The sequence below is a fragment of the Marinomonas algicola genome, from assembly GCF_014805825.1.
Classification (GTDB): Bacteria; Pseudomonadota; Gammaproteobacteria; order Pseudomonadales; family Marinomonadaceae; genus Marinomonas; species Marinomonas algicola.
In genome coordinates, this window is the sequence record NZ_CP061941.1 from 1,657,486 (window position 1) to 1,682,140 (window position 24,655).

Genomic DNA, 24,655 nt, shown 5'->3' on the forward strand with positions numbered 1-24,655 from the left:
GTTTTTTGAAGGTAAGGTGTCGGCGTTACGCTTTGCCTTTTTAGTGTTCTTATCCATTATGATGATATGGGGTGACGCTCGTCACTCTGTATTTTTTCCGTTTAGACCCTATCTTAGTTGGTTGGTTACCCCTATTCAGGTCGTAGTTACCATGCCTCAAAAAGTTATTTCTTGGTCATTTGAGCATTTAGCAAGTCGTGAAGATTTGGTTGCTGAAAATCAGGCGTTAAATCAAGAATTGCTGGCATTTCGTAGTCGCTTACAAAAACTGGATTCTCTTAGAGCCGAAAACGTTCGCCTTCGGGAGTTGTTAGATGCGTCTCAAAAGGTAGAAGAGAAAATCATAATGGCTGAAGTGATTGGTTTTGATCAAAATGCCTACAGTCATAAAATTCTTATTGATAAAGGTTTCTCTACGGGCGCTTATGTTGGTCAGGCGGTGCTTGATGCAACAGGTGTAATGGGGCAGGTGGTTGAAACCAGTGCCTATAATAGTCGCGTCCTTTTGATTGCTGACGCAAGTCATCAAGTTCCTGTGCAGTTATCGCGTACTGGCTTTCGCAGTATTCTCAGAGGGGTGGGTGACTTGAGGCGTATGGAGTTGTTGAGTGTTCCTCATTCAGCGGATGTCAAAAAAGGCGATATTTTATCAACGTCTGGTTTGGATACTCGATTTCCTAGTGATTATCCCGTTGGTGTTGTTCGAGCTGTTCGTCATATACCTGGTAAACCTTATGCGGATGTTGATGTGGTCCCGTTAGCTCAATTGGCGCGCAGTCGTCATATTATGTTGATTGATAAGTTAGAGCGGGTGATGGAATGAAGTCTAGCTTTGTTTTTATACTAACCTTAATTGTTGGTTTAATGTTGGAAGCCTTAACATTCCCTGAAACCATGTTGTGGTATCGGCCTGAATGGGCCTTATTAGTTATTTTGTACTGGGTCATTGCCTTGCCGTTTCGCGTTGGCGTTGGTGTGGCTTGGGTTCTTGGGTTAATGGTCGATCTGTTGCAGGGTGGAATCATAGGGCAGCATTCCCTTACTTATGTCATTATTGCTTATTCTTGCGCTGTTTTTTACAAACGGTTGCGTATGTATCACCGGTGGCAGCAAGGTATTTTCGTGGCTCTTCTAGTAAGCTTGAATCAATTGCTTGATTTCTGGATTGATTTTTATGTTGGTAGTGCAGAACCAACCTTAATGATTTTTATGCCGGCACTTATAACGGGGCTATTATGGCCTTGGTCTTTTATTGTTCTGCGCAGTGTCCGTCGCATGTATTCTATTCGATAAGGTTTAATTTTTATGGTTATTTTAGGCTCAGCATCTCCAAGGCGACAAGAGCTACTCGCGTTATTAGTTGCTGATTTTTCTATTGTGCCGGCGAATATTGATGAATCGTTAAAAGAGTCTGAATTGGCTGATGATTACGTTCTGCGGATGGCTTCTGAGAAAGCTCACGCGGCTTTTATTAAGTGGAGCCAATCCTTTGAGGGAATAGGTGGTTCACCTATCGTCATTGGTGCGGACACCAGTGTTGTTGTTGACGGCAAGGTGCTGGGTAAACCGAATTCGTTTGATGAGGCTTATACCATGTTAAGATCTCTATCAGGTCGTTCCCATCAAGTAATGACGGCCGTTTGTTTATTTGACAGTCGGTTTAAACACTATCAGACTGCAAATGTTGTTACAGACGTTACCTTTAGAGTCATTTCAGATCTAGAGATAGAGCAATATTGGAAAACAGGAGAGCCAAAAGATAAGGCTGGCTCTTATGCTATTCAAGGGCTGGGATCCGTTTTTGTCTCCTCAATTGTAGGCTCCTATTCGGCTGTTGTGGGCCTCCCTTTATTTGAAACTGCGCAGCTATTTGAGTCGCTTGGAATTCACCCTTTACAGGAGATATCACATGAGTGAAGACGTATTAATTAATGTTACTCCTATGGAAATTCGCGTCGCCTTGATTGAAAATGGTGGCTTACAAGAGGTCTATATTGAACGCTCTAGCCGAAAAGGTATTGTGGGTAATATTTATCAAGGCAAAGTAGTCCGAGTTTTGCCTGGTATGCAAGCTGCGTTTGTTGATATTGGTCTTGAAAGGGCGGCTTTTATCCATGTATCAGAAGTGGCTCATCGTGATGCGATTAATCCAAGTGATCAGATCGGAGATTATCTAAGAGAAGGTCAGTCACTTGTTGTGCAAGTCACTAAAGATCCTATTAGCTCTAAAGGCGCAAGGTTGACGACACATCTGTCGATTCCATCTCGATACCTCGTATACATGCCAGACCAAGATCATGTTGGCGTCAGTCAAAGAATTGATGATGAAACAGAGCGTGAACGATTAAAACAATTGGTGTCTTCCGCGTTGACGGGTGTTGATGAGACCAGTGGTTATATATTAAGAACAGCTGCAGAAGGTGCTGGTGAGGAAGAAATTCTTTCCGATATAAAATTTCTGACTCGCTTATGGCAATCAGTTAAGAAGCGTATAACGCAAGTAAAAGCCCCCGCTGTTATCTATGAAGATTTGCCCCTACACCTCAGAACAATGAGGGATTTAGTGAGTCTTAAAACAGAAAGAATCCGCATTGATTCAAAAGAGAACTATGCGAAGCTCAAAGGGTTTGCAGAAGACTTTATTCCGGATCTAGGAAATAGGATAGAACTCTACCTTGGCGAAAGACCAATTTTTGATATGTACAGTGTTGAGGATGAAATTCAAAAGGCACTTGATCGTAAGGTGCAGTTAAAATCTGGTGGGTATCTATTGGTTGAACAGACAGAATCTATGACAACCATTGACGTTAATACCGGTGCGTTTGTTGGCAGTAGAAATTTAGAGGAAACCATTTACAAAACGAACCTTGAGGCCGCGACGTCTATTGGTCGACAGCTAAAGTTGCGCAATCTAGGGGGCATAATTATTATTGATTTTATCGATATGGAAGATGAAGAGCATAAAAGACAAGTGTTAAGGATGTTAGAAAAGGTCTTGGACACAGATCACGCTAAAACGAAAATTACCGGTGTATCTGAGCTGGGATTGGTTGAAATGACACGTAAACGTACCAGAGAAAGTTTGGGGCAGACATTGTGCGAACCTTGTAAGTCATGTCATGGTAGTGGCTTGGTTAAAACACCCGAAACGGTTTGCTATGAAGTGTTTCGAGAAATTTTACGTGCGGATCGAGCTTATAACTCACAAACGTATACGGTGTTGGCTTCTTCTCTTGTGGTCGAGCGTTTTCAAGATGAAGAAAGTGCCGCTGTTGCGGAGCTGGAGGCCTTTATAAGTAAAGCGATTCATTTTCAAGTAGATCCAGTTTATACCCAAGGTCAATACGATGTTGTCTTAAGATAATGAAAACGGAAGATGGGAATGCCGTCCGTTTTGTTACGGGTGTTATTTGGTGGGTGGCCGTCGTTGCTTTTACGGCTTTGATAGCATGTTTGATTATCTTTAAGCATGCGCTTCCTTTTGTAAGTGAATACAAGTCTCAAATAGAAAGCAACCTAACTCAAATAATTGGCTACCCAGTCAGTATAGAAGAAGTTACGGCATCCCTTGAGGGAATTGATCCTATATTTACTGTCCGTGGAATCTCCTTAGACACAGAGAATGTTACTTCAGCCATTCAAATGGAAGCGTTGTCTGTCAGAATTGACTTTTTTAAATCCATTCTTAACCTTACTCCACACTTTGCCTATATTCGCTTTATTAAGCCGAAAGTTGAGATTGTTGAGTCTTCAGGGCAGTGGCGCTTAGCGGGAGCCATTCTTGATAATTCGATAAAAAGCAATGTCGGTTCTGCGAGGTTGATGGATTATTTGCTTACTCAGCGCCAAATTACCTTGTTGGATAGCGAAATTCATTTATCCAGTGAATCCTATGGGGAGGGGGTTTTTTCTACACATACTTTCTATATGCAAAGAATACGAAATGGCATAGGTATTCAAATGGATTTGCATCACAGTGAGCTCGTTGATCCTTTAGCCTTAAAACTGGAGATTGAGTTAGAATCCAGTGACGATTTTTTGATTAATGCGCATTTGATTTCACCAAAAATCCAACTTGATAAAGACAACGTTATAGGATTAGGGGATTTTGATATTGCGTCAGTGGCAAGTCGATTTGAGTTATGGGTGCGTTATCAAAGTGATCGAACGGTTCAGGTCACCGGATTATTAAATGAAATGAACCTTGTTCAGACGGGCGAGAAAGAATTATCAGGTTCAGCTAAGTTCAAAGCGTTTTATAATGTAAAGCAAGATAACGCTCGTTTAGAAGTATCTGATTTACTCCTTATAGAGAAAGGTTATCCCTCTTATAAACCGACAAATTTAACGTTGGATCTAAACTTAAAAGACAATCGTAAGATTGATTTATTATTTGATCAAGTAGACTTATCTTTAGTAAGTAGGTGGGCATCAACTTATATAAACCCAGAGTGGTTTGCCAGAAAACTGCTTGATGAAATGTCATTTACTGGGACTGCCTTGAATGGTTCTTTGCGTATTCCTATTGATGATTCACGTAGTTTTGAGTTCGTAAGTAATGTCAAAAATGTGTCTGCAAACGGTTTTAATGGCATCCCAAAGATAAATCGTCTAAACGGGATTTTAAGTTTAACGGAAGCGGATGGTTACATAGAGTTTGATGCAAAAAATGCCACTCTTGGTTTCCCCGAATTATACGATGAGACTTGGGATACGTCCTCTCTTTCTGGGTTGGTTGAATGGCGATCTCTCAATGATATCTTTTTAGTCAGCGGTACGGGTTTGCATGTTGAAAGAAATGGTGCTGATGTAGAAGGCAAATTCCGGTTAGAAATTAGGAAGGATAGCCCTGATTGGATTTTACTGGATATTAAAGGGAAAAATATTCCAGTTGACGACCGTTTAGATTACATACCTAAAACGGTTCTTAATAATAAAACTCGAGAATGGATTGAGAGCGCCATTACGTCTGGTTCGGTTGGTAGTTTGGAATTAATCGTTCAAAGTGAATTAGCCGCAGGCGCTTCTCCTCATGTGTTGCTGGATATGAGGTTAGAGGATGTTGAGGTATTATTTGCTCCTGACTGGCCGCCGGCCAAAAAAGTAAAGGGGCATTTTCAGCTTGATCGAGAGGGTATTGTTGTTCGAGTTGATGAGGCTTTGCTTTCTAATTTAAAGGTTAGGGGGGTTGAGGTATCGTTGCCCTTTTCAAGGGGAGGGTCAGACCTTTTGGTCTCAGGCCCTATTTCCTATAAAGTGGATGAATTGCTATCCGTACTCAGACGTACGGATTTATCTAAAACGGTATTGACACCTTTTGAAGATTGGACGGCATCAGGCGACGTTCAAGGTCATTTTTCGGTGTCTGTGCCCCTATCGGAAGAAAGTAATGAGCCTCTGGTTGATCTAAAGTTAGAATTCTTAAAGAATACGCTTCAAATCAGCAGTTTGAATCTGGACGCAGAAAACCTTTCAGGAAAGGTTAATTTTCATTCCATTAGCGGTTTATCTCAATCTCAATTAAGTTTTACTGCCCTTGGCGGTGAGTCTGAGGCCAGGTTGACCTCGGCCATTGGTACGGATGGGTTAATGTCTATTGGTGTTGCTCTTACTGGCAATGCTGATATTAATCGAGTACTTGAATGGCAAAAAATGCCACCCATATTAGTCGATTCAACCTCAGGAAACGTAGATTATGAAGCGGATCTGTCTCTAAATAATCCGAATCTAGGCGATATCTTTTTAAACATTAAGAGTAAATTAGTTAACAGTGTTATTACCCTGCCAAAGCCGTTCAAAAAAGATGAGAACGAAGTTAAAAACTTTGCCCTTAATTTATATGGCTCAGAAAAACGGTTGATGGTCACCATTCAATACGATGATCTGATTCGTACCCGATTTAAGTTATCTGATGGTGAAATGGCCGGAGGGGAGTTTTTGGTAGGAGTTGATCGCCCTTTATCAAATACAATAGAGAGAGGGTTTAATATAATCGGTCAGCTTCCTTATCTGAATTTTGCGCAATGGCTAGAATCGTATCGTTATTTTTCAGGTGACTCATCTGAGGTGGCATCAAGTGATATTGTGATTCCGGGTTGGCTAAATAAAGTGCAGTTGATAGTGGACGCGGCTTCTGTAAATGAATTTAATGAATGGCATAATGTTAAGGTGTCTTACGATCGTTTGGTTGCGCCTGATGAATTTCAAATTGGAGCCGATGAATTTAACGTTAAATTGAGTCAAGAAAAAAATAAATATCTTTTGCATGCGGGCTATATTAACTGGTCTTCTCCTAAATCCGATCCGTCTGACGGGGATAGAATTTCCCCTATTAAGGCCTCCCAAGTTCCTAATGTGGATATCAAGGTTGATGAATTAATTTACAATGGCGCAAGTTATGGTGATTGGCAGTTTTCAGTTACAAATGAAGGCGATAGGCTGAGAATTGAGCCTATATCAACCAAGCTCTCAAATGGGCAGTTTACCGGGAGTTTGTTTTGGCAAGACCAGGGGGAGCAATCGAACGTTGAGCTGGTTGCGTCAATTAAAGGTGAAGATGCCTCCGAGTTATTGAAAAAATTTGCGCCAACGCCTTTTTTAACATCAAAAAATTATGTGATTGACATTAATCTTAGTTGGTTAGGGCATCCGATGTTTTTTGATAAAGAGTCGCTATCGGGTAGGATCACGTTTGAAAGTCAAAAAGGTAAGTTTACTCAGATTGATCAACTTCCGTCATTTTTGAAAGCGCTAGGTATTTTTAATATTAACGCGTTAACTCGTCGTTTGTCTCTTGATTTCTCTGATGTGTATGAGCCAGGTCTAACATACGACACGTTTAACGGAGTGCTATCGTTACAAAATGGTATTGTGCAAACCTCATCTCCAATTGAGATCGTTTCACCTACTGCAGAGTTTGTGTTGGCTGGTGAGGCAAATTTAATTACAGAAACGTTAGATGAAAAGCTGACGGCCAGTTTCCCTCTGGGTAATACTCTACCCATAGCGGGGTTGTTAATCGGGGCTCCTCAAGTTGCAGGTTTACTTTATATAACGGATAAATTAATTGGTGATCAATTGGCAAAAGTGACCAGTGTTCGTTACGAAATTAAGGGGTCGTTTGATAATCCAGAAATTAAGACGGTTAAATACCAGCCTATTAGGAGATGACCTAGCGTGAAAATATGTGCGATTCAGCTCACCAGCGGACCTGATTTTGCGGCTAACTTAGACGAAGTCCAGCGTCGCATTCTTGATGCTGTCCAAGAAGGCGTAACCTTGATCATACTTCCGGAGAATGTGTTTTTATTCAATGGGAAAGCAATGAGGGAGTTGTCTGAGCAAGAGTCTATTCAAGAAAGTCTATTTACGACTCTAAATAAGTTGTCTGTGACCTTAGGTGTTTGGATTGTCGTTGGCTCGCACCCTTCTTTAAAAAGACCTGATGGAAGTGTTGTAGCAGGCTCTAGAGTGCGTCAATCTTGTTTGGTGTTTTCACCGTTTTCTAGTGAATGTTTTCGTTATGATAAAATTCACCTATTTGATGTCAATGTTGCAGATGGAGTGGGTCAATATAAAGAATCTGATTTTATTGAGCCGGGAGAGCTTAATCCCATTGTTATTGATGTTGACGGTTTAAAAGTAGGTCTGTCAATTTGTTATGATTTGCGTTTTCCAGAATTGTACCGTGAGTTGGTTTCTAAAGGTGCTGAGCTTATTGTTGTTCCAGCTGCGTTTACCTATGTTACAGGTAAGGCGCATTGGAATACTTTATTAAGAGCCAGGGCAATAGAAAATCAAGTTTTTATAGTGGGTGTTAATCAATGTGGTTTTCATGGTAAGAACAGGCAAACGTACGGACACAGTGTTTGTTATTCTCCATGGGGAGAAGATTTAGGGCAGCTTGCTGATGAGCCGGATAATTTATATGTGAATATCGATACTGACAGAATACAGGAATGCAAGTCGTCAATGCCTGTACTAGAACATAGACGACTTACATAGCTATAGAAGAGGAACATTGTTGAACTTTAGACATTTATGCCTAATTTTTCTTCTTTTACCTCTCTGATATACTTAAATAGTTTTTTTCGGGAAGTGCTTTTTTTGCCTTCGGCAAGCTCTTTCACAGATTGTCTAACAAGTTGTCTAAAATGTTGGATATCTACATTCGGGTTTTCTTCTAAGTATTTTTGGACCTCTTCGGTGCTGTTTTCACCAATCAAAGAGTCTCGAAGCGCTTCAAGAGAATGGAAAAGTTTGTTGTGGGCAGCTGAGCTGCTGTCAAACAAAGCGACTCTTGCCTCAATAGCCTCAGCGTCTTCATTGCGCATAAGTCGTCCAATGTATTGCATATGACGACGCATGGCTTCTCTTTGGTTCAGTCGAGTGGCTTCCGTCAGAGCAGCACGAAGAGTGTCAGACATTTCAACTTTTTGCTGCTGTTGCTTACTCAAAGCGAGAAGTTTTTTGCCTAATACCTGCAACTCCTCCATTTCTCTTTTTATTTGAGTTTTGCTTTTGTAATTCTCGTCGTCTTCTAAATGTTCGAATTCTGTCATGTTGGCCTAAATAAGAAATATAGTTGCTAATCCAAGAAAGGAAAGAAATCCTACAACGTCAGTTACTGTGGTAAGGATTACGCTTCCTGCAAGGGCTGGGTCTATGCCTAAGCGATTTAGTGCTATGGGCAAAAGTGTGCCTGTAAGAGCGGCAAACAGAAGGTTAATCATGATTGCGCCCGCTATGATATAGGCTATCTCAAGGTTGTCAAACCAGAATGCTGTTAATGCGGCGACAACCGTAGCCCAAAGTATACCATTTAATAAGCCTACGATGATCTCTCGGTTGAGTAGCCAGCGAGTATTTGTTGAACCTATTTGTCCTAGGGCGATGCCTCGTATAACTAATGTTAGTACTTGGGAGCCTGCAATTCCACCCATACTGGCAACAATTGGCATTAATATAGCCAGTGCAACGACTTGATCAAGTGTGCCTTGAAAAAGCCCAATGACGTAAGAGGCTATGAAAGCCGTAATTAAATTAATACCAAGCCAAACCGCTCGCCTTCTGGTCGTCTTCATGACAGGAGAAAAGGTGTCTTCGTCGTCGTCAAGGCCCGCCATACTCAGCATAGAGTGCTCAGCTTCGTCACGGATAACATCAACAACATCATCTATGGTTATTCGGCCAAGTAACTTTCCACTTTTTTCGTCGATTACTGGCGCTGAAACCAGATCTAACTTTTCAAATACCTGTGCGACTTCTCTGGCTGATGTATTGGATGTTATTACCGTAGTCTCGGTATCCATAATTTCGCGTATAGTAGCGTTTGTATCGGCTACTAATAACTTTGTTAATGGCAGTGTGCCTAAAAAGCGGTCTGAGCGGCTGACAACTAATAAGTTATCAGTCATATCGGGTAGTTTCTTATGTCTTCTGAGGAAACGAAATACAATGTCAACGGTTATATTTGGGCGTATGGTAATTGTATCTGTATTCATTAAGCCACCAGCGGAGTCTTCTGGGTAGCTTAGTAGGGCTTCAACTCGTAATCTATTCTGTGCTGACATGGAGGCCAGCACTTCTTTAACAATTTTTTCTGGTAAGTGTTGTAGCATGTCAGCGAGGTCATCGGTCTCGAATTGCTCTGACACAGCTAAGAGTTGTTTAGTATCCATTTTTTTAAGGAAAGGAATACTAATGTCTTCAGTTAAATATTGAAGGATTTCACCTTCGTTTTTGCTATCAATTAGGTCCCAAAGAAGTTGTCTCTCTTTAGGGGGGGATGACTCTAATAAGCGAGCGACGTCTTGAGCCGGTAACGCGCCATTTAATAAATAGCGTATTTGGGAAGTGGTGCCAGCCTCAAGTGAGGCTGTTACGGCTTTTAGATGTGTTAGCGTCGCTTGCTCTGACATAATGACTTTTCTTAAATTGAAGGTCTATTCACCCTCACCAAAGCGGTTATTAATAAGCTCAATAATGGCTGTTAATGCAAGCTCTTCATCTTCACCATTTGCTTTGATAGTGATTTCAGTACCTTTACCTGCCGCTAACATCATCATGGCCATAATGCTTTTGCCATCTACGTTACGACCATCCTTTTCAATGGTGATATCACAGCTGAATTTAGATGTGGTTTCCACCAGTTTACCTGCCGCTCGTGCATGCAGTCCTAACTTGTTAATTATAGTAATAGATTGTTCTTGCATGTTTATCCTTGTAGCAGTTTTTCAAATGCTGCAAATAGTGATTCATTAGTTTGCGCTTCTCTTAAAGCGTTTAACCCATTGGGTGACTGTGCTAATTGTGCAATTTGAGCAAGTGTCGAGAGATGGGCGTCGCATTCACTTGGCGGTACAATGAGTGCAAAAATCAAATCTATAGGTTTTCTGTCTATAGAGTCAAAATCAATAGAGCTTTCTAACGACATAACTAATATTGCAGCATGATTAGCCGACTCTAATCGACAATGCGGGATAGCGATGCCTTCCCCGATTCCCGTACTACCAAGTTTTTCTCTGGCTAATAGTCCCGCGTAGATTGCATTTTCGTCACAATGTAATCTGTTTGATACCGCACTTGCTATATTTTCCAGTACTCTTTTTTTGCTGATAATCTTCTGTTTTGCCAGAGTCAATTCTGGTTTTAACATAGTAATAAGTGACATGAGTCTTTTATCCAGTATTAAACTAATCGTTTTCTTTCGTTTGAAGGAGGAATGTTCATTGCTTCTCTGTATTTTGCAACCGTTCTCCTTGCTACATTAATCCCTTGTTCTTCTAGAATGGTGGCTAATTTATTGTCACTTAATGGTTTCTTAGCAGGTTCTTCGGCAACAAGTTTTTTTATCATAGCGCGGATTGCTGTGGAAGAGCATTCTCCGCCTGAAGCCGTATTTACATGGCTTGAGAAAAAATATTTTAATTCGAATATTCCTTTCGGTGTATGCATGTATTTTTGCGTGGTCACGCGGGAAATAGTGGATTCGTGCATGCCCACTTCTTCGGCAACATCATGCAATACCATCGGCTTCATTGCTTCCTCGCCTTGCTCGAAAAAGTCTATCTGTTTTTCAACAATACAGCTAGCCACTTTTAGTAGTGTTTCATTGCGGCTTTGTAAACTCTTTATAAACCACTTGGCTTCTTGAAGTGAGTTTTTTATGTATGTTGCGTCCTCAGTATTCTTCAGAGTATTTGCCATTGTTGAATAGGTTTTGTTGATTTTTACTGGCGGTAGAGCGTCGTTGTTTAACTCAACCTGCCATTCACCATTTTTCTTCTTAACTGAGACATCTGGTATAACATAATCTGTGTCATCTGCATCAATTAAACTGCCTGGCCTTGGGTTGAGCTGCTGTATTAAATGAATAACGTCTTTTAATGTATCTTCTTTTAGTTTCGCGCGTCTACAAAGCTGGGAAAAATCTCGGTTACCTAAGAGGTTTAGATAGTGATCAACTACCGTTTTTGTATTTTTATACAAAGGGTGTGTTGAATAGGCTTCAAGTTGAACCAGCAAGCATTCTCGCAAATCAACGGAACATACCCCCACAGGGTCAAAGCGTTGTAGTCTATGTTGAACAGCAACAACTTCGTCTTCTTCTAAATCTTCAATGGTTCCCTGAAGAGAATCCCATATTTCATGCAGTGAGGCACCTAGGTAACCATCTGGTTGAACGCTTTCAATAAAAGAATAGGCAATTTCAATATCTCTGTCTGACATCGTAGTCAGGTTAAGTTGCCATATTAAGTGATCCTGAATGCTCTCAGAAGCGGAATTGCGACTTTCAAAATCAAAATCCCCTTCGAAACCTTGGGATTCAGACACGGCCGCGGAGCTTTGAAAGGTGTCTTCCCATGAGCTATCAATAGAGAGCTCTTCTGGAATACTATCCGTCCATTCAGATTCAATTGTGGCTTCTTCACTTGGCTGAGTTTCTGGCTCCTCTTGCTTTTTTTGTTCAGATTCGTTTGCCGTTGTCTCAGATGAGCTTTGTTCATCGTCAATTTCTAATAGGGGGTTTGACTCAAGAAATTCATGTATTTCTTGTTGTAAATCTATTGTAGAAAGCTGCAATAAGCGAATAGCTTGTTGTAGCTGCGGGGTCATGGTCAGTTGCTGACCCATTTTCAACTGTAGAGACTGCTTCATAGAGAAACGCTTTTTGTTTGATTATGTTGGAACGAGTTATGCATAGTACTCCCTTTTATTGGGAAATTAAAAGATTAAAGGCGGAAGTTCTCACCTAAATAAACCTTTTTTACTTGTTCATTGTTGATAATGGTCTCAGCATCGCCCGAAGCGATGATATGGCCGTTTCCGACAATGTAAGCTTTGTCGCAAATATCAAGGGTTTCCCTTACATTATGGTCTGTAATAAGAACCCCAATGCCGCTTTCTTGTAATTGCCTAATGATTTGTTTTATATCGCCAACAGAGATAGGGTCAACACCTGCAAAAGGTTCGTCTAATAATATAAATTTAGGGTTGGTTGCTAGGGCTCTGGCTATTTCTGCTCGTCGTCGCTCGCCTCCAGAAAGAGCCATGCCTAAATTCTTTCTAATATGAGTAATATGAAATTCTTCGAGAAGTTTTTCAAGTTCTTCTTTACGCTGTGTGTCTGTTAGGTCTTTTCTGGTTTCTAAAATGGCAAGGATATTGTTCTCAACAGACATTTTTCGAAATATAGACGCTTCCTGCGGAAGGTAGCCAATGCCTTTTTGAGCTCTAGAGTGCATGGCCAATGTCGTTACAGGTTCTCCATCAATATATATTTCACCGTTATCATTTTTAACCATGCCTACTATCATATAAAAACAAGTGGTTTTACCTGCTCCATTAGGACCCAGAAGACCAACGGCTTCACCGGACTCGACAGAAAGAGATACGTCAATTACGACAGGTCTTTTTTTATAGCTTTTCGCTAAGTTTTTAGCTTCCAGTAATGCCATTATTTACCTTCTTGTGTTTGCGGTAATAAAGTCATATTTACTCGACCTGAATCATCCCTTCGAGCTGTGAAGGTGCCTTTATCTATCATGTATTGAATGAAGTCAGCATTGATTTCGTCACCTTTAAGCTTTACGTAGCTTTGTCCACTTAATTCAAGCGTAGCGTCGGTTGTTTGATAACGAATTTTATCTCCATGGCTAATTATATGATTCCCATCTTCATCGATTTGTTGGCTGAATTTTGCAGGTGATCCCGTTGCATCCAGTTGGCGAAACTGGTTGGTGTCTGTTGAGCTTGTAACTTTTAGGTAATCGGCTTGAATGAAAATGGAGCCTTGCTTAACAGTGACATTACCTTCGTAAATCGCTATCCCAGAGCCCTGGTCAAAATAGGCCTTGTCAGCCGCAATGTTTAAGGGGCTTTGCAAGTCATTATCCAACGCGTAACTTAGCGTGCTAGAAGTCAGGATGGCGAGCGCTATCAATCTTTTATTTAGCTGTTTTATATTGACCATTTACTTCTCCGCTAAATGCAACAGTTTCGTCATTTATATTTACGCCAATATCAGTGGCTTGGGTTTTGCCTGATTCAGACAATAATGAGGCATTACCAGTAGCAAAAATTTCTTGCTTGGTTTCGCTGTAAAGTATTTTATCCGCGCTTAAATGAACGGTGTTACCAGATTTGCTGGTGTGAACTATCTCACTACGGCCGTATAAATTAATCTCTTTTGTGGAGTCGTTAATCAGTCCTGAATCGCTTTTTGCGACCCAACTGCCACCTTGTTGTGATTCTGACATATTTGGCTGTTGAAGATAAGACTCATTTGCTTCGTTGTAGTGCTTGAGTTCTTTGGCGCTTAATGTTTCGACCTTGTTACCACTTATGTCAAATGCCACTATTTTAAAATCCGTAATAAAATAGTCTGGTGCACTATCAAGTGCTTCGGCTTCAATTAAAGATTGTTTTGGGGTCAGACCCATATAAAATGCCAAGAAGAATAGCAATAGTCCACCTAATAACAGTGGTAAGAGTTGCCATTTTTTCATTTTGTTACCTTGTTTTTCAATTGATTCACGTTACTTAGATAGTGCTCGATTGATAAAGGGTGAATAAATACACTAGGTAGCCAATTATTAGAGGAGCACCAACCCATTTTGGGATTGCCGTTCGTTTTTTAGAATTAAAAAATACGATTAACAAACAAAATAGCATCGTCAAACCAAGAACCCATACGTAATCACGGTAAAAAACATTGCTTTCAATGAAGCTTGGGGCCAGTAATGCAGGTAAGGGAAGTACTGTGGCTAAATTAAAAAGATTCGACCCTAAAATATTACCAATAGCCATGTCATGATGGCCTTTCTTTACGCTCGTTATTGAGGCCGCTAACTCAGGTAGGCTGGTACCTATTGCCACAATAGTCAGTCCAATCAGCAGTTCGCTGACACCAAAAAATTGAGCGATACCAATGGCACCCCAAACAAGCAGTTTTGAGCTGCCGATTAAAGCAATCAAGCCAAGAATAGCGATCAGAAGAGATTTTCCTAGACTTGCTGTCTCGGCGTCTGGTAATTCTTCGCTCAGCTCTTCTTCTAAGTTTTTACTGCCACGTAGCAATAAGGTTAGCACGACAATAAAAGCGATAACTAAAATGACACCATCTGAAATGCTTAGGTGTAGATCGTAAAGTAGAGCGCCAACCAGTAAGGTGATGAACATTAACAAGGGCACCTCTTTGGTAGATAGCCCTTGTTTAATTGAAATGGCGCTTATAAAAAGTGTTGAGCCAAAAACTAAAGCAATATTGGCGATATTAGAGCCTAGTACATTGCCTATTGCTATTTCTGGGGCACCATCAAGTGAGGCGATTGCTGAAACCACCATTTCAGGTGCGGATGTTCCTAATGCGATAAGAGTTAGGCCAATGATGATAGGGCTAATGTTAAGTTTTTCAGCCACTAGAGCTGAATGTTCAATGAACTTGTCTGAACTTATAACCAGTATTATTAAGCCAGAGATTAGTGCGGCAATAAAAAGTAGCATTTAGTGTTTAACTCTCAGTTTTCGTAAGGAGTGTTATTTAATGAAGTTTATGAAGTAAATTCAAGACTTAACCGATGTTTATGTCGAGATAAATCCTTTCTATTTGCATTCTCTTTAACTTATGACGATGGTAGTATCGCAATACTGAGTTTGAGAGAAGGAAAGGTCTTTGTCAGAATTCTATGTAGATATCCAAGGTATGAGTTTTTCTCGAGGCAACAGAGAAATCTATAAAAATGTTTCCATACAAATCCCCAAAGGCAAAATTACCGCTATTATGGGCCCAAGTGGAACGGGTAAAACAACCTTACTTCGCTTAATTGGTGGACAGTTATTTCCTTCTATCGGGAGCGTTTTAGTAGATGGTAAGAATGTTCCTTTAATTTCTCGAACTGAACTTTACACTCTGCGTAAAAAGATCGGAATGTTGTTTCAAAGTGGCGCTTTATTTTCGGATATCAGTGTTTTCGAAAACGTCGCTTTCCCTTTGAGAGAACATACAAATTATAAGGAAGAGACAATACGAGACATTGTCTTAATGAAATTGGAAAGCGTCGGTTTGAGAGGGGCGGCTCAGTTAATGCCTTCAGAGCTTTCCGGTGGGATGGCACGTCGTGCGGCTTTAGCTCGAGCGATCGCCCTAGACCCTGAGCTGGTTTTGTATGATGAGCCTTTTGCAGGGCAAGATCCGATATCGATGGGGGTTGTTGTTGAGCTTATAAAGCGTTTGAATGATTCTGTTGGAATTACATCGGTTTTAGTGTCACATGATGTTACAGAATCATTGTCCATTGCAGACTATGTTTATATTATTTCGAATGCCTGTGTGGTTGCTCAAGGGACGCCAGAAGAAATTCGTTGTTCTGATGATGAAAGAGTTGTGCAGTTTTTGGGTGGTTTGCCCGATGGTCCTGTACCGTTTCATTATCCGGCAAATTCATATAAAGCGGATTTGGACTTGGAGAGGTAATGAAAAACCTAACAAAAGTAGGCGCAAGTGTATTCGATTGGCTTGAATCAATTGGTCGGGCTGGATTGCTCTTGTTTCAATCGGTTTTCCATAGGCCGAAATCACTTGTTGGTGCGTTGGCGTTGCTAAATAAACAGATTTATTCTGTGGGTGTTCTTTCGCTGGTTATTGTCGTCGTTTCGGGGTTGTTCATTGGGATGGTTTTATCCCTTCAAGGGTACTCTATCTTAGTTAAATTTAGCTCTGAGCAATCCGTTGGCCAACTGGTTGCCTTAACTTTGTTAAGAGAATTAGGTCCTGTCGTAACTGCCTTATTATTTGCTGGCCGTGCCTGTTCTGCTTTAACGGCTGAGATTGGTTTGATGAAAGCAACTGAGCAATTGTCTAGCCTCGAAATGATGGGAGTAGACCCTTATAGGCGAGTAATCGCACCTCGTTTTATTGCTGGGCTAATTTGTCTTCCTATATTGAGTATTGTTTTCTCAATGGTTGGTATAATGGGGGGAGAATTTGTGGCCGTCGATTGGCTTGGCATTCATGATGGTAGCTTTTGGAGTTTGATGCAGCAATCGGTGATATTTAGTAATGATGTTTTAAATGGGGTAATAAAGTCATTTTGTTTTGCAATTGCCGTGACTTGGATTGCTGTCTATCAAGGATACGAATGTGTTCCTACATCAGAAGGAATTGGCAAGGCGACAACAACAACGGTTGTTTTGGGGTCATTATCAGTTTTGGCGTTAGACTTTGTTTTGACAGCCGCAATGTTTGGGGATTTTTAACATGAGAAACAAGCAAGTTGAGTTGCTCGTTGGTGCATTTGTAGTACTGGGCTGTGCTGCTTTAGCCTATTTGGCTATTCAGGTGAGTGGGTTGGCGTTTTCGGATAAAAAAGCGTCCTATCAAATTGTGGCTAGATTTGATGATATTGGTGGATTGACTCAAAGAGCAAAAGTATCGGTTGCAGGGGTGACGGTTGGTAGTGTAGAGAGTATTTCTCTAGACAAAGAGTTATATATGGCGCTGGTGACCATGAATATAGATAAAGATGTGGATAATTTGCCAACTGACAGTGCGGCGGCTATTTTAACTAGCGGTTTGTTGGGGGAGAAATACATAGGTATATCGATAGGGGCGGAAGATACTTATCTCACTGAGGGAGAAGAAATTTATGATACTCAGTCGGCGCTTGTGTTAGAAAACTTAATTAGTCAGTTTCTGTTTAACTCTACTTCAGGGGATAGTAAATAATGTTTAATCTTGTTTGTAGGTATGCGGCTTCATTCTTTATGGTCTTCTTGTGCGCACATGTGTATGCGAATGAGGAGGCGAGAAAGACAGTAATAAATGTTGTCGATCAATTTAACGTAGAAATAGTGCAGGATAAACTGTTTCTAGCAAAAAATAGAGGTGAATTGGTCAAACGAGTAGACGCTATTTTGTCGCCTGTTATTAATTTTGATGATTTTTCCAAAAAAGTCATGGGTAAGTACTATAGAAGAGCAACTGCTGAGCAAAGGCAGCGTTTTGCTATCGTTACAAAGGACACTTTGTTAGATACATATGGTGGGTCTTTGTTAGAGTTTGATAGTAGCAAAATCAAAGTATTGCCTTTGGGGCCTCAATCTGGTCGTGAGGTTAAGGTCAATGTTGAGTTTGTTACTGATGCAGGCTCTCCTATCGAGATCGATTTTTATATGGAACCTGATACGGCGTCGAGCGCTTGGTTTTTAAGTAATGTTGTTATTAATGATATTAACTTTGGTCTGACGTTCAGAAAGCAATTTGGAATCATGGTTCAAAGTAATAAAAATAATATTGATAAAGCAATTGATGCGTGGCAGAGATCTCTTGCAAGCAAAGAAGGGTGAGATATTGATTAACTGTATTTCAACTAATCAAGGTGTTTTGTTAGAGGGGAGGTATCTCTCTTCTCAGCTTGAATCTTTACAGAATGAGCTTTTGGCTCTTGTATCAAAAAGTTCTGGTGAGTTGGAGGTTGATTTGAGTGGAGTTGTTGGTGGTGATAGCAGTTTAATATCCGTTTTATTGGCTTGTATGCGACAGGCTAATAAAGAGACCAAGAAAATTTTATTTATAGGATTTAGTCAACAGTTAATGGGTTTGTTACAGCTCTCTAACTTAGATGAAATCGTTGTTGCTTCTAGATAGGTTGTGTGATTTTGCGCTTATCTTTCTTTTATACTTCTTTTTTCTAATAATATTTCAGTAATTTTACGTAAGAATGCAAGAATGGTGTTAAGAAGTCCTCTGTCCTGATGTAGAATTCATGCATTATTTTATAAGCATGAATTTAGGAGTCTCTGTGAATTCAAACGAAGTACAAAAATTACTTGAATCTTCCATACCAAACTCTACCGTTATTGCTGAAGGCGAAGGCTGCAATTTTCAAGTGTCAGTGGTTAGCACAGCATTTGAAGGTTTGTCCACAGTCAAAAGACAGCAATTGGTTTACTCACATTTGCAAGAGGCCATTTCTTCTGGCGCGATACACGCAGTGACAATGAAAACGCTTACCCCTGATCAAGACAAAGCAAAAAACTAATACAAGAGAAAATATTATGGATAAGCTACTTATTAGTGGTGGTAGAGTTTTAAATGGTGTTGTTAGAGCATCTGGCGCGAAAAATGCTGCCTTGCCTATTCTTGCAGCAACTTTGCTTACAAAAGAGTTAATAACGATTAAGAATTTACCCCATCTTCATGATATTACAACCATGTTGGAGTTGCTGGGGTCGATGGGGTGTGGCGTTGTTGTTGATGAGAAAATGTGTGTTGAGCTAAATGTCTCTACTTTAGATAATTATGAAGCTCCATATGAGTTGGTTAAGACGATGAGGGCCTCAATTTTAGTTCTTGGCCCTTTGGTAAGTCACTTTGGTAAAGCCATCGTTTCTTTGCCTGGCGGTTGTGCAATAGGAAGTCGTCCTGTCGATCTTCATTTGCGCGGCTTAGAGGCAATGGGGGCAAAAATTGAAGTTGAGAATGGCAATATCATTGCAAGTGTTGATGGTCGTCTGCAAGGTGCTAGGATTTTCTTCGATAAAGTGACGGTAACCGGTACGGAAAACTTGTTAATGGCGGCGTGCCTTGCAGAAGGTAAAACAGTTTTAGAAAATTCCGCACGTGAGCCTGAAGTGGTAGATTTGGCTGAGTGTTTGATTGCAATGGGAGCAAAAATTTCTGGCCATGGTACGGATACTATTACGATTGAAGGTGTAGAACGGCTGCATGGAACGACTTACTCAGTGATGCCTGATCGAATTGAAACAGGTACTTTCCTGATTGCTGGAGCGATCACTGGAGGTAAGGTTCGAGTAATTGATACGGATGTAAGTTCCTTAGAAGCTGTAATCGCTAAACTAGAAGAGTCTGGTGCGACCATTGCAACGGGTGATGATTGGATAGAGCTTGATATGAAAGGAGAGAGAGCGATATCCGTAAACATTAGTACCGCTCCGTATCCAGCTTTTCCAACGGATATGCAGGCCCAGTTTATGGCATTGAATGCTGTTGCTGAGGGGGTTGGTAGTATTACTGAAAATATCTTTGAAAACCGTTTTATGCATGTGAATGAACTGATGCGTATGGGGGCGGATGTTGAAGTGACGGGTAATACCGCCATCGTAAGAGGTTGTGAGAGTCTTACTGGTGCCCCTGTAATGGCGACAGATCTTAGGGCGTCCGCTAGTCTAGTTTTGGCGGCGTTGGTGGCTAAAGGTGAAACTAAGATAGATAGAATTTACCATATTGATCGTGGCTATGAATGTATAGAAGAAAAGCTTGGGTCTTTGGGGGCTAAAATTTCAAGGGTGCTTAATTAAGATGAAGAACACATTGACAATTGCTCTTTCGAAAGGGCGAATATTGGATGAAACGCTGCCTCTTTTTGAAAAAGCGAATATTATTCCTGCAGAAGATATAAAGAAAAGCCGTAAGCTTATTTTCGATACTAATCACGACAACATTAAACTGGTGATCTTGAGAGCCACAGATGTGCCCACATATGTAGAGCATGGTGTTGCTGATTTTGGTGTTGCTGGTAAAGATGTTCTGATGGAGTCGTCTACTAAAAACTTATATGAATTGGTGGATTTGAAAATTGCTAAGTGCCGTCTTATGACAGCTGGTGTCGTAGGCGTGGAGCTTCCAAATCGACGACTCAAAGTTGCTTCTAAGTTTGTAAAAACCGCAAAATCGTATTTTGCTGAGCAAGGTATCCAGGCCGACGTCATTAAATTGTATGGTGCTATGGAATTGGCTCCTATTATGGGGTTGGCTGATTTAATTGTTGATATTGTTGATACTGGTAATACTTTGAAGGCGAATGGTCTGGAAGCGAGAGATCATATTGCCGATATAAGTACACGTTTGGTTGTTAATAAAGCCGCCTATAAAACGAAATATCAGCAAATAGAGCCGATTCTGGAAATGCTTAGAAATGCAGCGAATGAGGCCTAGGGGGGATTTTGAATATTAATATTACTAATTTATCGTCTTCAGATACGGACTTTTATTCCAAGCTAAATGCACTATTGGCATGGGATTCTGTGTCAGATTTTGACGTTCAATCTAGTGTGCTAAAGATAGTTAATGATGTTCGACTTAAAGGGGACTCAGCCTTAATTGAATACACTAACCGTTTCGATCGTCGTTCAATTGAAAGTGCGAATGAGTTAGAAATTAGCAAGGCTCAATTGCAAGCGGCGCGAACTAGAGTTGATTCGGACATTGTGGCGAGCTTAGAGGTGGCGGCTAAAAGAGTTAAGGATTATCACGAGAAGCAGATTCAACCTTCATGGCAATACCAAGAAGAAGATGGAACTGTTCTAGGTCAAAAAATTACTCCTTTAGATAGAGTGGGTGTTTATGTTCCTGGAGGTAAGGCCGCTTACCCATCTTCTGTATTGATGAATGTTATGCCTGCTAAAGTGGCGGGCGTGCAAGAAATTATTATGGTTGTACCGACACCGGATGGTTTTGTTAGCGATATTGTTTTGGCGGCTGCCGATATTGCGGGTGTTGATCGTGTTTTTACTGTTGGTGGTGCTCAGGCTGTTGCGGCATTGGCCTATGGTACAGAGACTATTCCGAAAGTAGATAAAATAGTTGGCCCTGGTAATATTTATGTGGCTACGGCTAAAAAAATGGTGTTTGGTGTGGTGGGTATCGATATGATTGCTGGCCCGTCAGAAATTTTAGTTGTTTGTGATGGTAAAACGGATCCTGATTGGATTGCTATGGATTTGTTTTCGCAAGCGGAGCATGATGAAGATGCTCAATCTATTTTGGTTTCTCCAGATAAGGCTTTTCTTGCAAAAGTTCAGCAATCAATGGAGTGTCTGCTGGAAACGCAATCACGAAAGTCCATTATTTTGTCCTCGTTAGAAGGACGCGGTGCCTTCATCCATGTCGAGGATATGGAGCAGGCCATTGAGGTGGCGAATCATGTTGCGGCTGAACATTTAGAGTTATCGGTTGATCAGCCTGAAAAGTGGGTCGAAAAGGTTCGACATGCAGGCGCCATTTTTATGGGGCGCCATACGCCTGAGGCGTTAGGTGATTATTGTGCTGGGCCTAATCATGTCTTACCAACATCTGGTACGGCAAGATTCTCATCGCCTCTAGGCGTATATGATTTTCAAAAACGAAGCTCTTTAATTTATTGTTCTCCAGAAGGTGCAAGTAGCCTTGCGAAAATAGCGTCACCTTTGGCGAGAGGGGAGTCTTTAGAAGCTCATGCTTTGTCTGCTGAATATCGTATTATAGAGACTCAGTAATTATGGAAATAAAGCGATCGGGCGCACTTTATCAGTTGCGCTGGGTAACTAGGGTTCTTGCTGTTGTGATCTTGCTTTTGGTGGTGATAGGGATGTTGCTGCCAAGTCGGTATCATATCGAAAGGTCAATTTTTATTAACGTGCCAGTTGATAGGGCGTCTTTGTATTTAGGTGATTTATCGGCTTGGCATCAATGGATGTATTTGCCTAATGAGGGTGAATTTCTAGAAAATGATTCTGCTTCTGTGGTGGAGGGTGAGCCATCTCTAGTAATAAAAAATCTTGATTCGAAGGATGGTTTGCTAGAAATCGTTTCATTTGGTGATAATACTGTCAGCTTCTATGTGATTCCTAAGGCGGATATGTTGCCTGTTTCCAATCAGCTTGATTGGCGAGCTGAGGGCCGGGGTGTTCGAGTCAGTTGGCAGGTTGATGGAGAGTTAAATGCGGGCTTTATTTCCCCATACATTGCTTTTTTTGCGAATGATATTGCTGGGAGTAATATGGAAAATAGCTTGCAGTCCCTAAAAGAACGCCTTCAATAGTATTGGCTCGAACGCCCCATTTCTTCGAGTGGTTCAACTTTAATGTTGGCTTGATAGGACTGGTTGCCCCTAATACCAATAATGTTAATGTCTGAGTTTATAGGGAGTTTGGAAATGATTGATTTTGCCATTTCTTCTGTCCAAATCTCCTTATTGTTGATTTTTGCTATGATATCGCCCACTTTTATGCCGGCTTCTTGAGCCGGACTCATGTTGTCTACCATCGAGATCAAGAGTCCTCGGTGAATTGGCAGTTCAAGCGACTTGGCTACTTCATGCGTGAACTCTGTTGTTTTGATGCCTAGATACCCTCGAGTAACCTTTCCATGTTTAATTATCTCTTGCATTACATAAAGTGCATCGTGAATTGGTATGGCAAAGCCTATTCCGTGAGATCCGCCGGTATTGGAAAAGATAGCTGTATTAATGCCAATTAACTCTCCGTTACTATTTATTAAAGCGCCACCTGAGTTGCCTGGGTTTATTGCGGCATCAGTTTGAATAAAGTTCTCATAATTATTGAGCCCAATGTTATTTCTGGCAAGTGCGCTTATTATCCCCATAGTGACGGATTGTTCGAGTCCGTATGGGCTGCCAATGGCAAGAGTGATATCGCCAACATTGATGTTGTTTGATGTGTCTATCGCTGTGTCAGGGGCGTTTTTTTCAGGGATTTTTAAAACCGCTAAATCTGTTGTTGTGTCACTGCCTATTAATTTTGCTCTGATTCTTACCTGATTGTTCAGTACGACAATAATTTCATCCGTATTCATGATTAAGTGTTTGTTAGTCAGTATGTAGCCGTCGTGGATAAGTATTCCTGAGCCTAGGTTTGTAAATGATGGCTCTGGTTGTTTGTGGAGGTTTTGAAGATGTTGTTTGTTTATGTAGGTATAAATATTGACTACGTAGGGGGTGGCTTGTTTAATTTGATTGGAAAATGAAACGATTTGGTTGGAGTTGTTAATGTGTATGGTTTTCAACCCCCAGCCAATGAGCGAGCCAATAATAAGTATAATTATGGCTGAAATGAAGGTTAATAATTTCATAAGTGGGGTCTTAATTGTAATGAAAAGAAATGATTTTATTAAAAGATTGAATGCTATCTTAAATATAGAGCAGTTTAAAGACTACGCGCCGAACGGGTTGCAAATAGAGGGTTCTGATGAAATTAAGCGTGTCGTTACAGGGGTTACGGCCTGTCAGGCTTTGATTGAAGAGGCCATTCGGTTGGAGGCGGATGCGATTGTTGTTCATCACGGTTATTTCTGGAAAGGTGAGCCTTACCCTATCACTGGTATGAAGTATCGAAGGATTGCTGCATTGATTAAAAATGATATTAACCTATTTGCTTATCACTTACCTTTGGATGCTCATCCTGTGTTGGGTAATAATGCGGGTTTGGCGGATCAGTTAGGGCTAATCAGCCGTGTCGGTTTGCAGTCTGGTGTTGAATTGGATAAAGCGATCGGTCTTGTGGGGGTGCTTGATGAAGCGGTTTCGTCGCAAGATTTTCGTAAAATGATAGAGAAAGCCGTTAATCGTAATGTTTTGTTTGAAGTGGTGAATGAGCAAAGTATCAGGAAAGTCGCTTTGTGCACTGGTGGTGCTCAAGATTATATTGAGCAGGCGTCGGAAATGGGTGCGGATGTTTTTATTACTGGTGAAGTTTCTGAGAGGACCATTCATTTAGCTAGGGAAATGGGTATTCATTTCTGCGCGGCGGGTCATCATGCTACTGAGCGTTTTGGTCCTATGTTATTGGCAAGGCACTTGCGTGATGCGTTTGGACTGGATGTGGTGTTTGTTGATATTGATAACCCAGCTTAGTGAGTTATCAATACCGTGTTAGGTTAGCTGCGAAGAGGTTGTTCTTGTGCTTCATTATCTTTAGATTGAAGTCCAAAATCTTCGCTGAGTGTGCCTGATGCGTTAATTGAATAATCCTTTGGTGGCTCGGCAGGAGTATTGTTATCGATACTATTGCTTTCTGTCGAGTCAGTATCAATTGATTGAGTAATCATGTTACTTGTTGCAAGAGATGCGGCACCGCTGGCTAATTGTTGCTTTAAGTTACGCATAGCTTTTTCTGTCGAAAGAAGCTTTTCATTTGTTTCCGTGAAAAAGGTGTCTATTTCGGATTGTTTTCGTTCGATTTCAAATTGAATAGAATCTACAGAAGACTGCGCGCCATTGATTGAGCTTTTGGTCGCGCTTTGATTGCCTTTTTTGATTGCTAAACCGGCAATAATTCCTAATGCAACACCACTAATAAAAATAATAATGTCAAATACTTCTAGGTTCATGACTAACTCCTGAAAATGAATAACTCT

At 40.8% G+C, this 24,655-nt stretch carries 28 protein-coding genes; 17 read left to right on the top strand and 11 right to left on the bottom strand.

The genetic code is table 11. The annotated features are described in order from the left end of the window. The first annotated feature begins 16 nt into the window (after positions 1–16). From mreC to IEZ33_RS07495, 6 genes are read left to right on the top strand one after another with little or no spacing between them, the layout of a single operon-like run. A complete protein-coding gene (gene mreC, locus IEZ33_RS07470; RefSeq protein WP_240009665.1) occupies positions 17–823 on the top strand; it encodes a rod shape-determining protein MreC in 807 nt (268 codons plus the stop codon). Further along, positions 820–1,293 carry a rod shape-determining protein MreD gene (mreD, locus tag IEZ33_RS07475; RefSeq protein ID WP_191603056.1) on the top strand — a complete coding sequence of 158 codons (474 nt, stop codon included), beginning with the start codon at positions 820–822 and terminating at the stop codon, positions 1,291–1,293. Before mreC ends, mreD begins: the two co-directional genes overlap by 4 nt. Before the next feature lie 12 nt (positions 1,294–1,305). After that, the gene (locus tag IEZ33_RS07480) at positions 1,306–1,917 is read left to right on the top strand and encodes a Maf family protein (protein WP_275672803.1); all 612 of its coding nucleotides are present in this window, start codon (positions 1,306–1,308) and stop codon (positions 1,915–1,917) included. Then, positions 1,910–3,364 (top strand): ribonuclease G, encoded by a 1,455-nt coding sequence (gene rng, locus IEZ33_RS07485; protein WP_191603057.1) that lies wholly within the window; start codon positions 1,910–1,912, stop codon positions 3,362–3,364. The genes IEZ33_RS07480 and rng overlap by 8 nt, the downstream gene beginning before the upstream one ends. After that, positions 3,364–7,170, top strand: a complete 3,807-nt coding sequence (locus tag IEZ33_RS07490; protein WP_191603058.1) for a YhdP family phospholipid transporter — start codon at positions 3,364–3,366, stop codon at positions 7,168–7,170. The genes rng and IEZ33_RS07490 overlap by 1 nt, the downstream gene beginning before the upstream one ends. Positions 7,171–7,176: 6 nt before the next feature. Continuing rightward, complete coding sequence (locus tag IEZ33_RS07495) at positions 7,177–8,004, top strand: carbon-nitrogen hydrolase family protein (RefSeq protein ID WP_191603059.1); 828 nt, start codon at positions 7,177–7,179, stop codon at positions 8,002–8,004. A gap of 26 nt (positions 8,005–8,030) precedes the next feature. On the opposite strand, the gene yjgA is transcribed toward IEZ33_RS07495, so the two are convergent. The 9 genes from yjgA to IEZ33_RS07540 form a co-directional block, all read right to left on the bottom strand. Then, positions 8,031–8,561 (bottom strand): ribosome biogenesis factor YjgA, encoded by a 531-nt coding sequence (gene yjgA, locus IEZ33_RS07500; protein ID WP_191603060.1) that lies wholly within the window; start codon positions 8,559–8,561, stop codon positions 8,031–8,033. A 6-nt stretch (positions 8,562–8,567) separates the two neighbouring features. Further along, positions 8,568–9,920, bottom strand: a complete 1,353-nt coding sequence (gene mgtE / locus IEZ33_RS07505) for a magnesium transporter (protein WP_191603061.1) — start codon at positions 9,918–9,920, stop codon at positions 8,568–8,570. A gap of 24 nt (positions 9,921–9,944) precedes the next feature. Next, a complete protein-coding gene (locus IEZ33_RS07510; protein ID WP_191603062.1) occupies positions 9,945–10,214 on the bottom strand; it encodes an HPr family phosphocarrier protein in 270 nt (89 codons plus the stop codon). Positions 10,215–10,216: 2 nt separating this feature from the next. Further along, the gene (locus IEZ33_RS07515; protein WP_191603063.1) at positions 10,217–10,672 is read right to left on the bottom strand and encodes a PTS sugar transporter subunit IIA; all 456 of its coding nucleotides are present in this window, start codon (positions 10,670–10,672) and stop codon (positions 10,217–10,219) included. A gap of 17 nt (positions 10,673–10,689) precedes the next feature. After that, entirely contained in the window at positions 10,690–12,159 is a 1,470-nt protein-coding gene (locus IEZ33_RS07520; protein ID WP_191603064.1) for an RNA polymerase factor sigma-54, read from the bottom strand. Positions 12,160–12,233: 74 nt separating this feature from the next. Beyond that, entirely contained in the window at positions 12,234–12,959 is a 726-nt protein-coding gene (gene lptB / locus IEZ33_RS07525) for an LPS export ABC transporter ATP-binding protein (protein WP_191603065.1), read from the bottom strand. Beyond that, positions 12,959–13,474 (bottom strand): lipopolysaccharide transport periplasmic protein LptA, encoded by a 516-nt coding sequence (lptA, locus tag IEZ33_RS07530; protein ID WP_191603066.1) that lies wholly within the window; start codon positions 13,472–13,474, stop codon positions 12,959–12,961. The genes lptB and lptA overlap by 1 nt, the downstream gene beginning before the upstream one ends. Next, on the bottom strand, positions 13,449–14,009 hold the full coding sequence (gene lptC, locus IEZ33_RS07535) for an LPS export ABC transporter periplasmic protein LptC (protein WP_191603067.1): 561 nt from the start codon (positions 14,007–14,009) through the stop codon (positions 13,449–13,451). The genes lptA and lptC overlap by 26 nt, the downstream gene beginning before the upstream one ends. Before the next feature lie 34 nt (positions 14,010–14,043). Continuing rightward, positions 14,044–15,006 carry a calcium/sodium antiporter gene (locus IEZ33_RS07540; RefSeq protein WP_191603068.1) on the bottom strand — a complete coding sequence of 321 codons (963 nt, stop codon included), beginning with the start codon at positions 15,004–15,006 and terminating at the stop codon, positions 14,044–14,046. 199 nt (positions 15,007–15,205) lie between these two features. Here IEZ33_RS07540 and IEZ33_RS07545 point away from each other — a divergent pair, with 199 nt between their 5' ends. From IEZ33_RS07545 to IEZ33_RS07590, 10 genes are all read left to right on the top strand, one after another. Continuing rightward, positions 15,206–15,976: an ATP-binding cassette domain-containing protein gene (locus tag IEZ33_RS07545; RefSeq protein ID WP_191603575.1), complete on the top strand. Its 771-nt coding sequence runs from the start codon at positions 15,206–15,208 to the stop codon at positions 15,974–15,976. Further along, entirely contained in the window at positions 15,976–16,758 is a 783-nt protein-coding gene (gene mlaE, locus IEZ33_RS07550; protein WP_191603069.1) for a lipid asymmetry maintenance ABC transporter permease subunit MlaE, read from the top strand. Before IEZ33_RS07545 ends, mlaE begins: the two co-directional genes overlap by 1 nt. A 1-nt stretch (position 16,759) precedes the next feature. Beyond that, positions 16,760–17,227, top strand: coding sequence for an outer membrane lipid asymmetry maintenance protein MlaD (mlaD, locus tag IEZ33_RS07555; protein ID WP_191603070.1), 468 nt, complete (start codon positions 16,760–16,762; stop codon positions 17,225–17,227). Then, positions 17,227–17,847, top strand: a complete 621-nt coding sequence (locus IEZ33_RS07560; protein ID WP_191603071.1) for an MlaC/ttg2D family ABC transporter substrate-binding protein — start codon at positions 17,227–17,229, stop codon at positions 17,845–17,847. The genes mlaD and IEZ33_RS07560 overlap by 1 nt, the downstream gene beginning before the upstream one ends. A 4-nt stretch (positions 17,848–17,851) precedes the next feature. Further along, positions 17,852–18,148 (top strand): STAS domain-containing protein, encoded by a 297-nt coding sequence (locus IEZ33_RS07565; protein WP_191603072.1) that lies wholly within the window; start codon positions 17,852–17,854, stop codon positions 18,146–18,148. Positions 18,149–18,302: 154 nt separating this feature from the next. Then, positions 18,303–18,542: a BolA family protein gene (locus IEZ33_RS07570; protein ID WP_191603073.1), complete on the top strand. Its 240-nt coding sequence runs from the start codon at positions 18,303–18,305 to the stop codon at positions 18,540–18,542. A 16-nt stretch (positions 18,543–18,558) separates the two neighbouring features. Then, complete coding sequence (gene murA, locus IEZ33_RS07575) at positions 18,559–19,821, top strand: UDP-N-acetylglucosamine 1-carboxyvinyltransferase (RefSeq protein WP_191603074.1); 1,263 nt, start codon at positions 18,559–18,561, stop codon at positions 19,819–19,821. A 1-nt stretch (position 19,822) separates the two neighbouring features. After that, a complete protein-coding gene (hisG, locus tag IEZ33_RS07580; protein ID WP_191603075.1) occupies positions 19,823–20,458 on the top strand; it encodes an ATP phosphoribosyltransferase in 636 nt (211 codons plus the stop codon). 8 nt (positions 20,459–20,466) lie between these two features. Next, the gene (gene hisD, locus IEZ33_RS07585; RefSeq protein ID WP_191603076.1) at positions 20,467–21,777 is read left to right on the top strand and encodes a histidinol dehydrogenase; all 1,311 of its coding nucleotides are present in this window, start codon (positions 20,467–20,469) and stop codon (positions 21,775–21,777) included. Positions 21,778–21,779: 2 nt separating this feature from the next. Next, complete coding sequence (locus IEZ33_RS07590; RefSeq protein ID WP_191603077.1) at positions 21,780–22,322, top strand: SRPBCC family protein; 543 nt, start codon at positions 21,780–21,782, stop codon at positions 22,320–22,322. On the opposite strand, the gene IEZ33_RS07595 is transcribed toward IEZ33_RS07590, so the two are convergent. After that, positions 22,316–23,371 carry a S1C family serine protease gene (locus IEZ33_RS07595; protein ID WP_191603078.1) on the bottom strand — a complete coding sequence of 352 codons (1,056 nt, stop codon included), beginning with the start codon at positions 23,369–23,371 and terminating at the stop codon, positions 22,316–22,318. The two genes, IEZ33_RS07590 and IEZ33_RS07595, sit on opposite strands and share 7 nt — an antisense overlap. Positions 23,372–23,390: 19 nt before the next feature. Between IEZ33_RS07595 and IEZ33_RS07600 the strand changes: the two genes are divergently transcribed. Next, positions 23,391–24,152 (top strand): Nif3-like dinuclear metal center hexameric protein, encoded by a 762-nt coding sequence (locus IEZ33_RS07600; protein ID WP_191603079.1) that lies wholly within the window; start codon positions 23,391–23,393, stop codon positions 24,150–24,152. Positions 24,153–24,175: 23 nt separating this feature from the next. Here the strand turns inward: IEZ33_RS07600 and IEZ33_RS07605 are convergent, their stop codons facing one another. Beyond that, positions 24,176–24,628: a ZapG family protein gene (locus tag IEZ33_RS07605; RefSeq protein ID WP_191603080.1), complete on the bottom strand. Its 453-nt coding sequence runs from the start codon at positions 24,626–24,628 to the stop codon at positions 24,176–24,178. Positions 24,629–24,655: the final 27 nt, after the last annotated feature.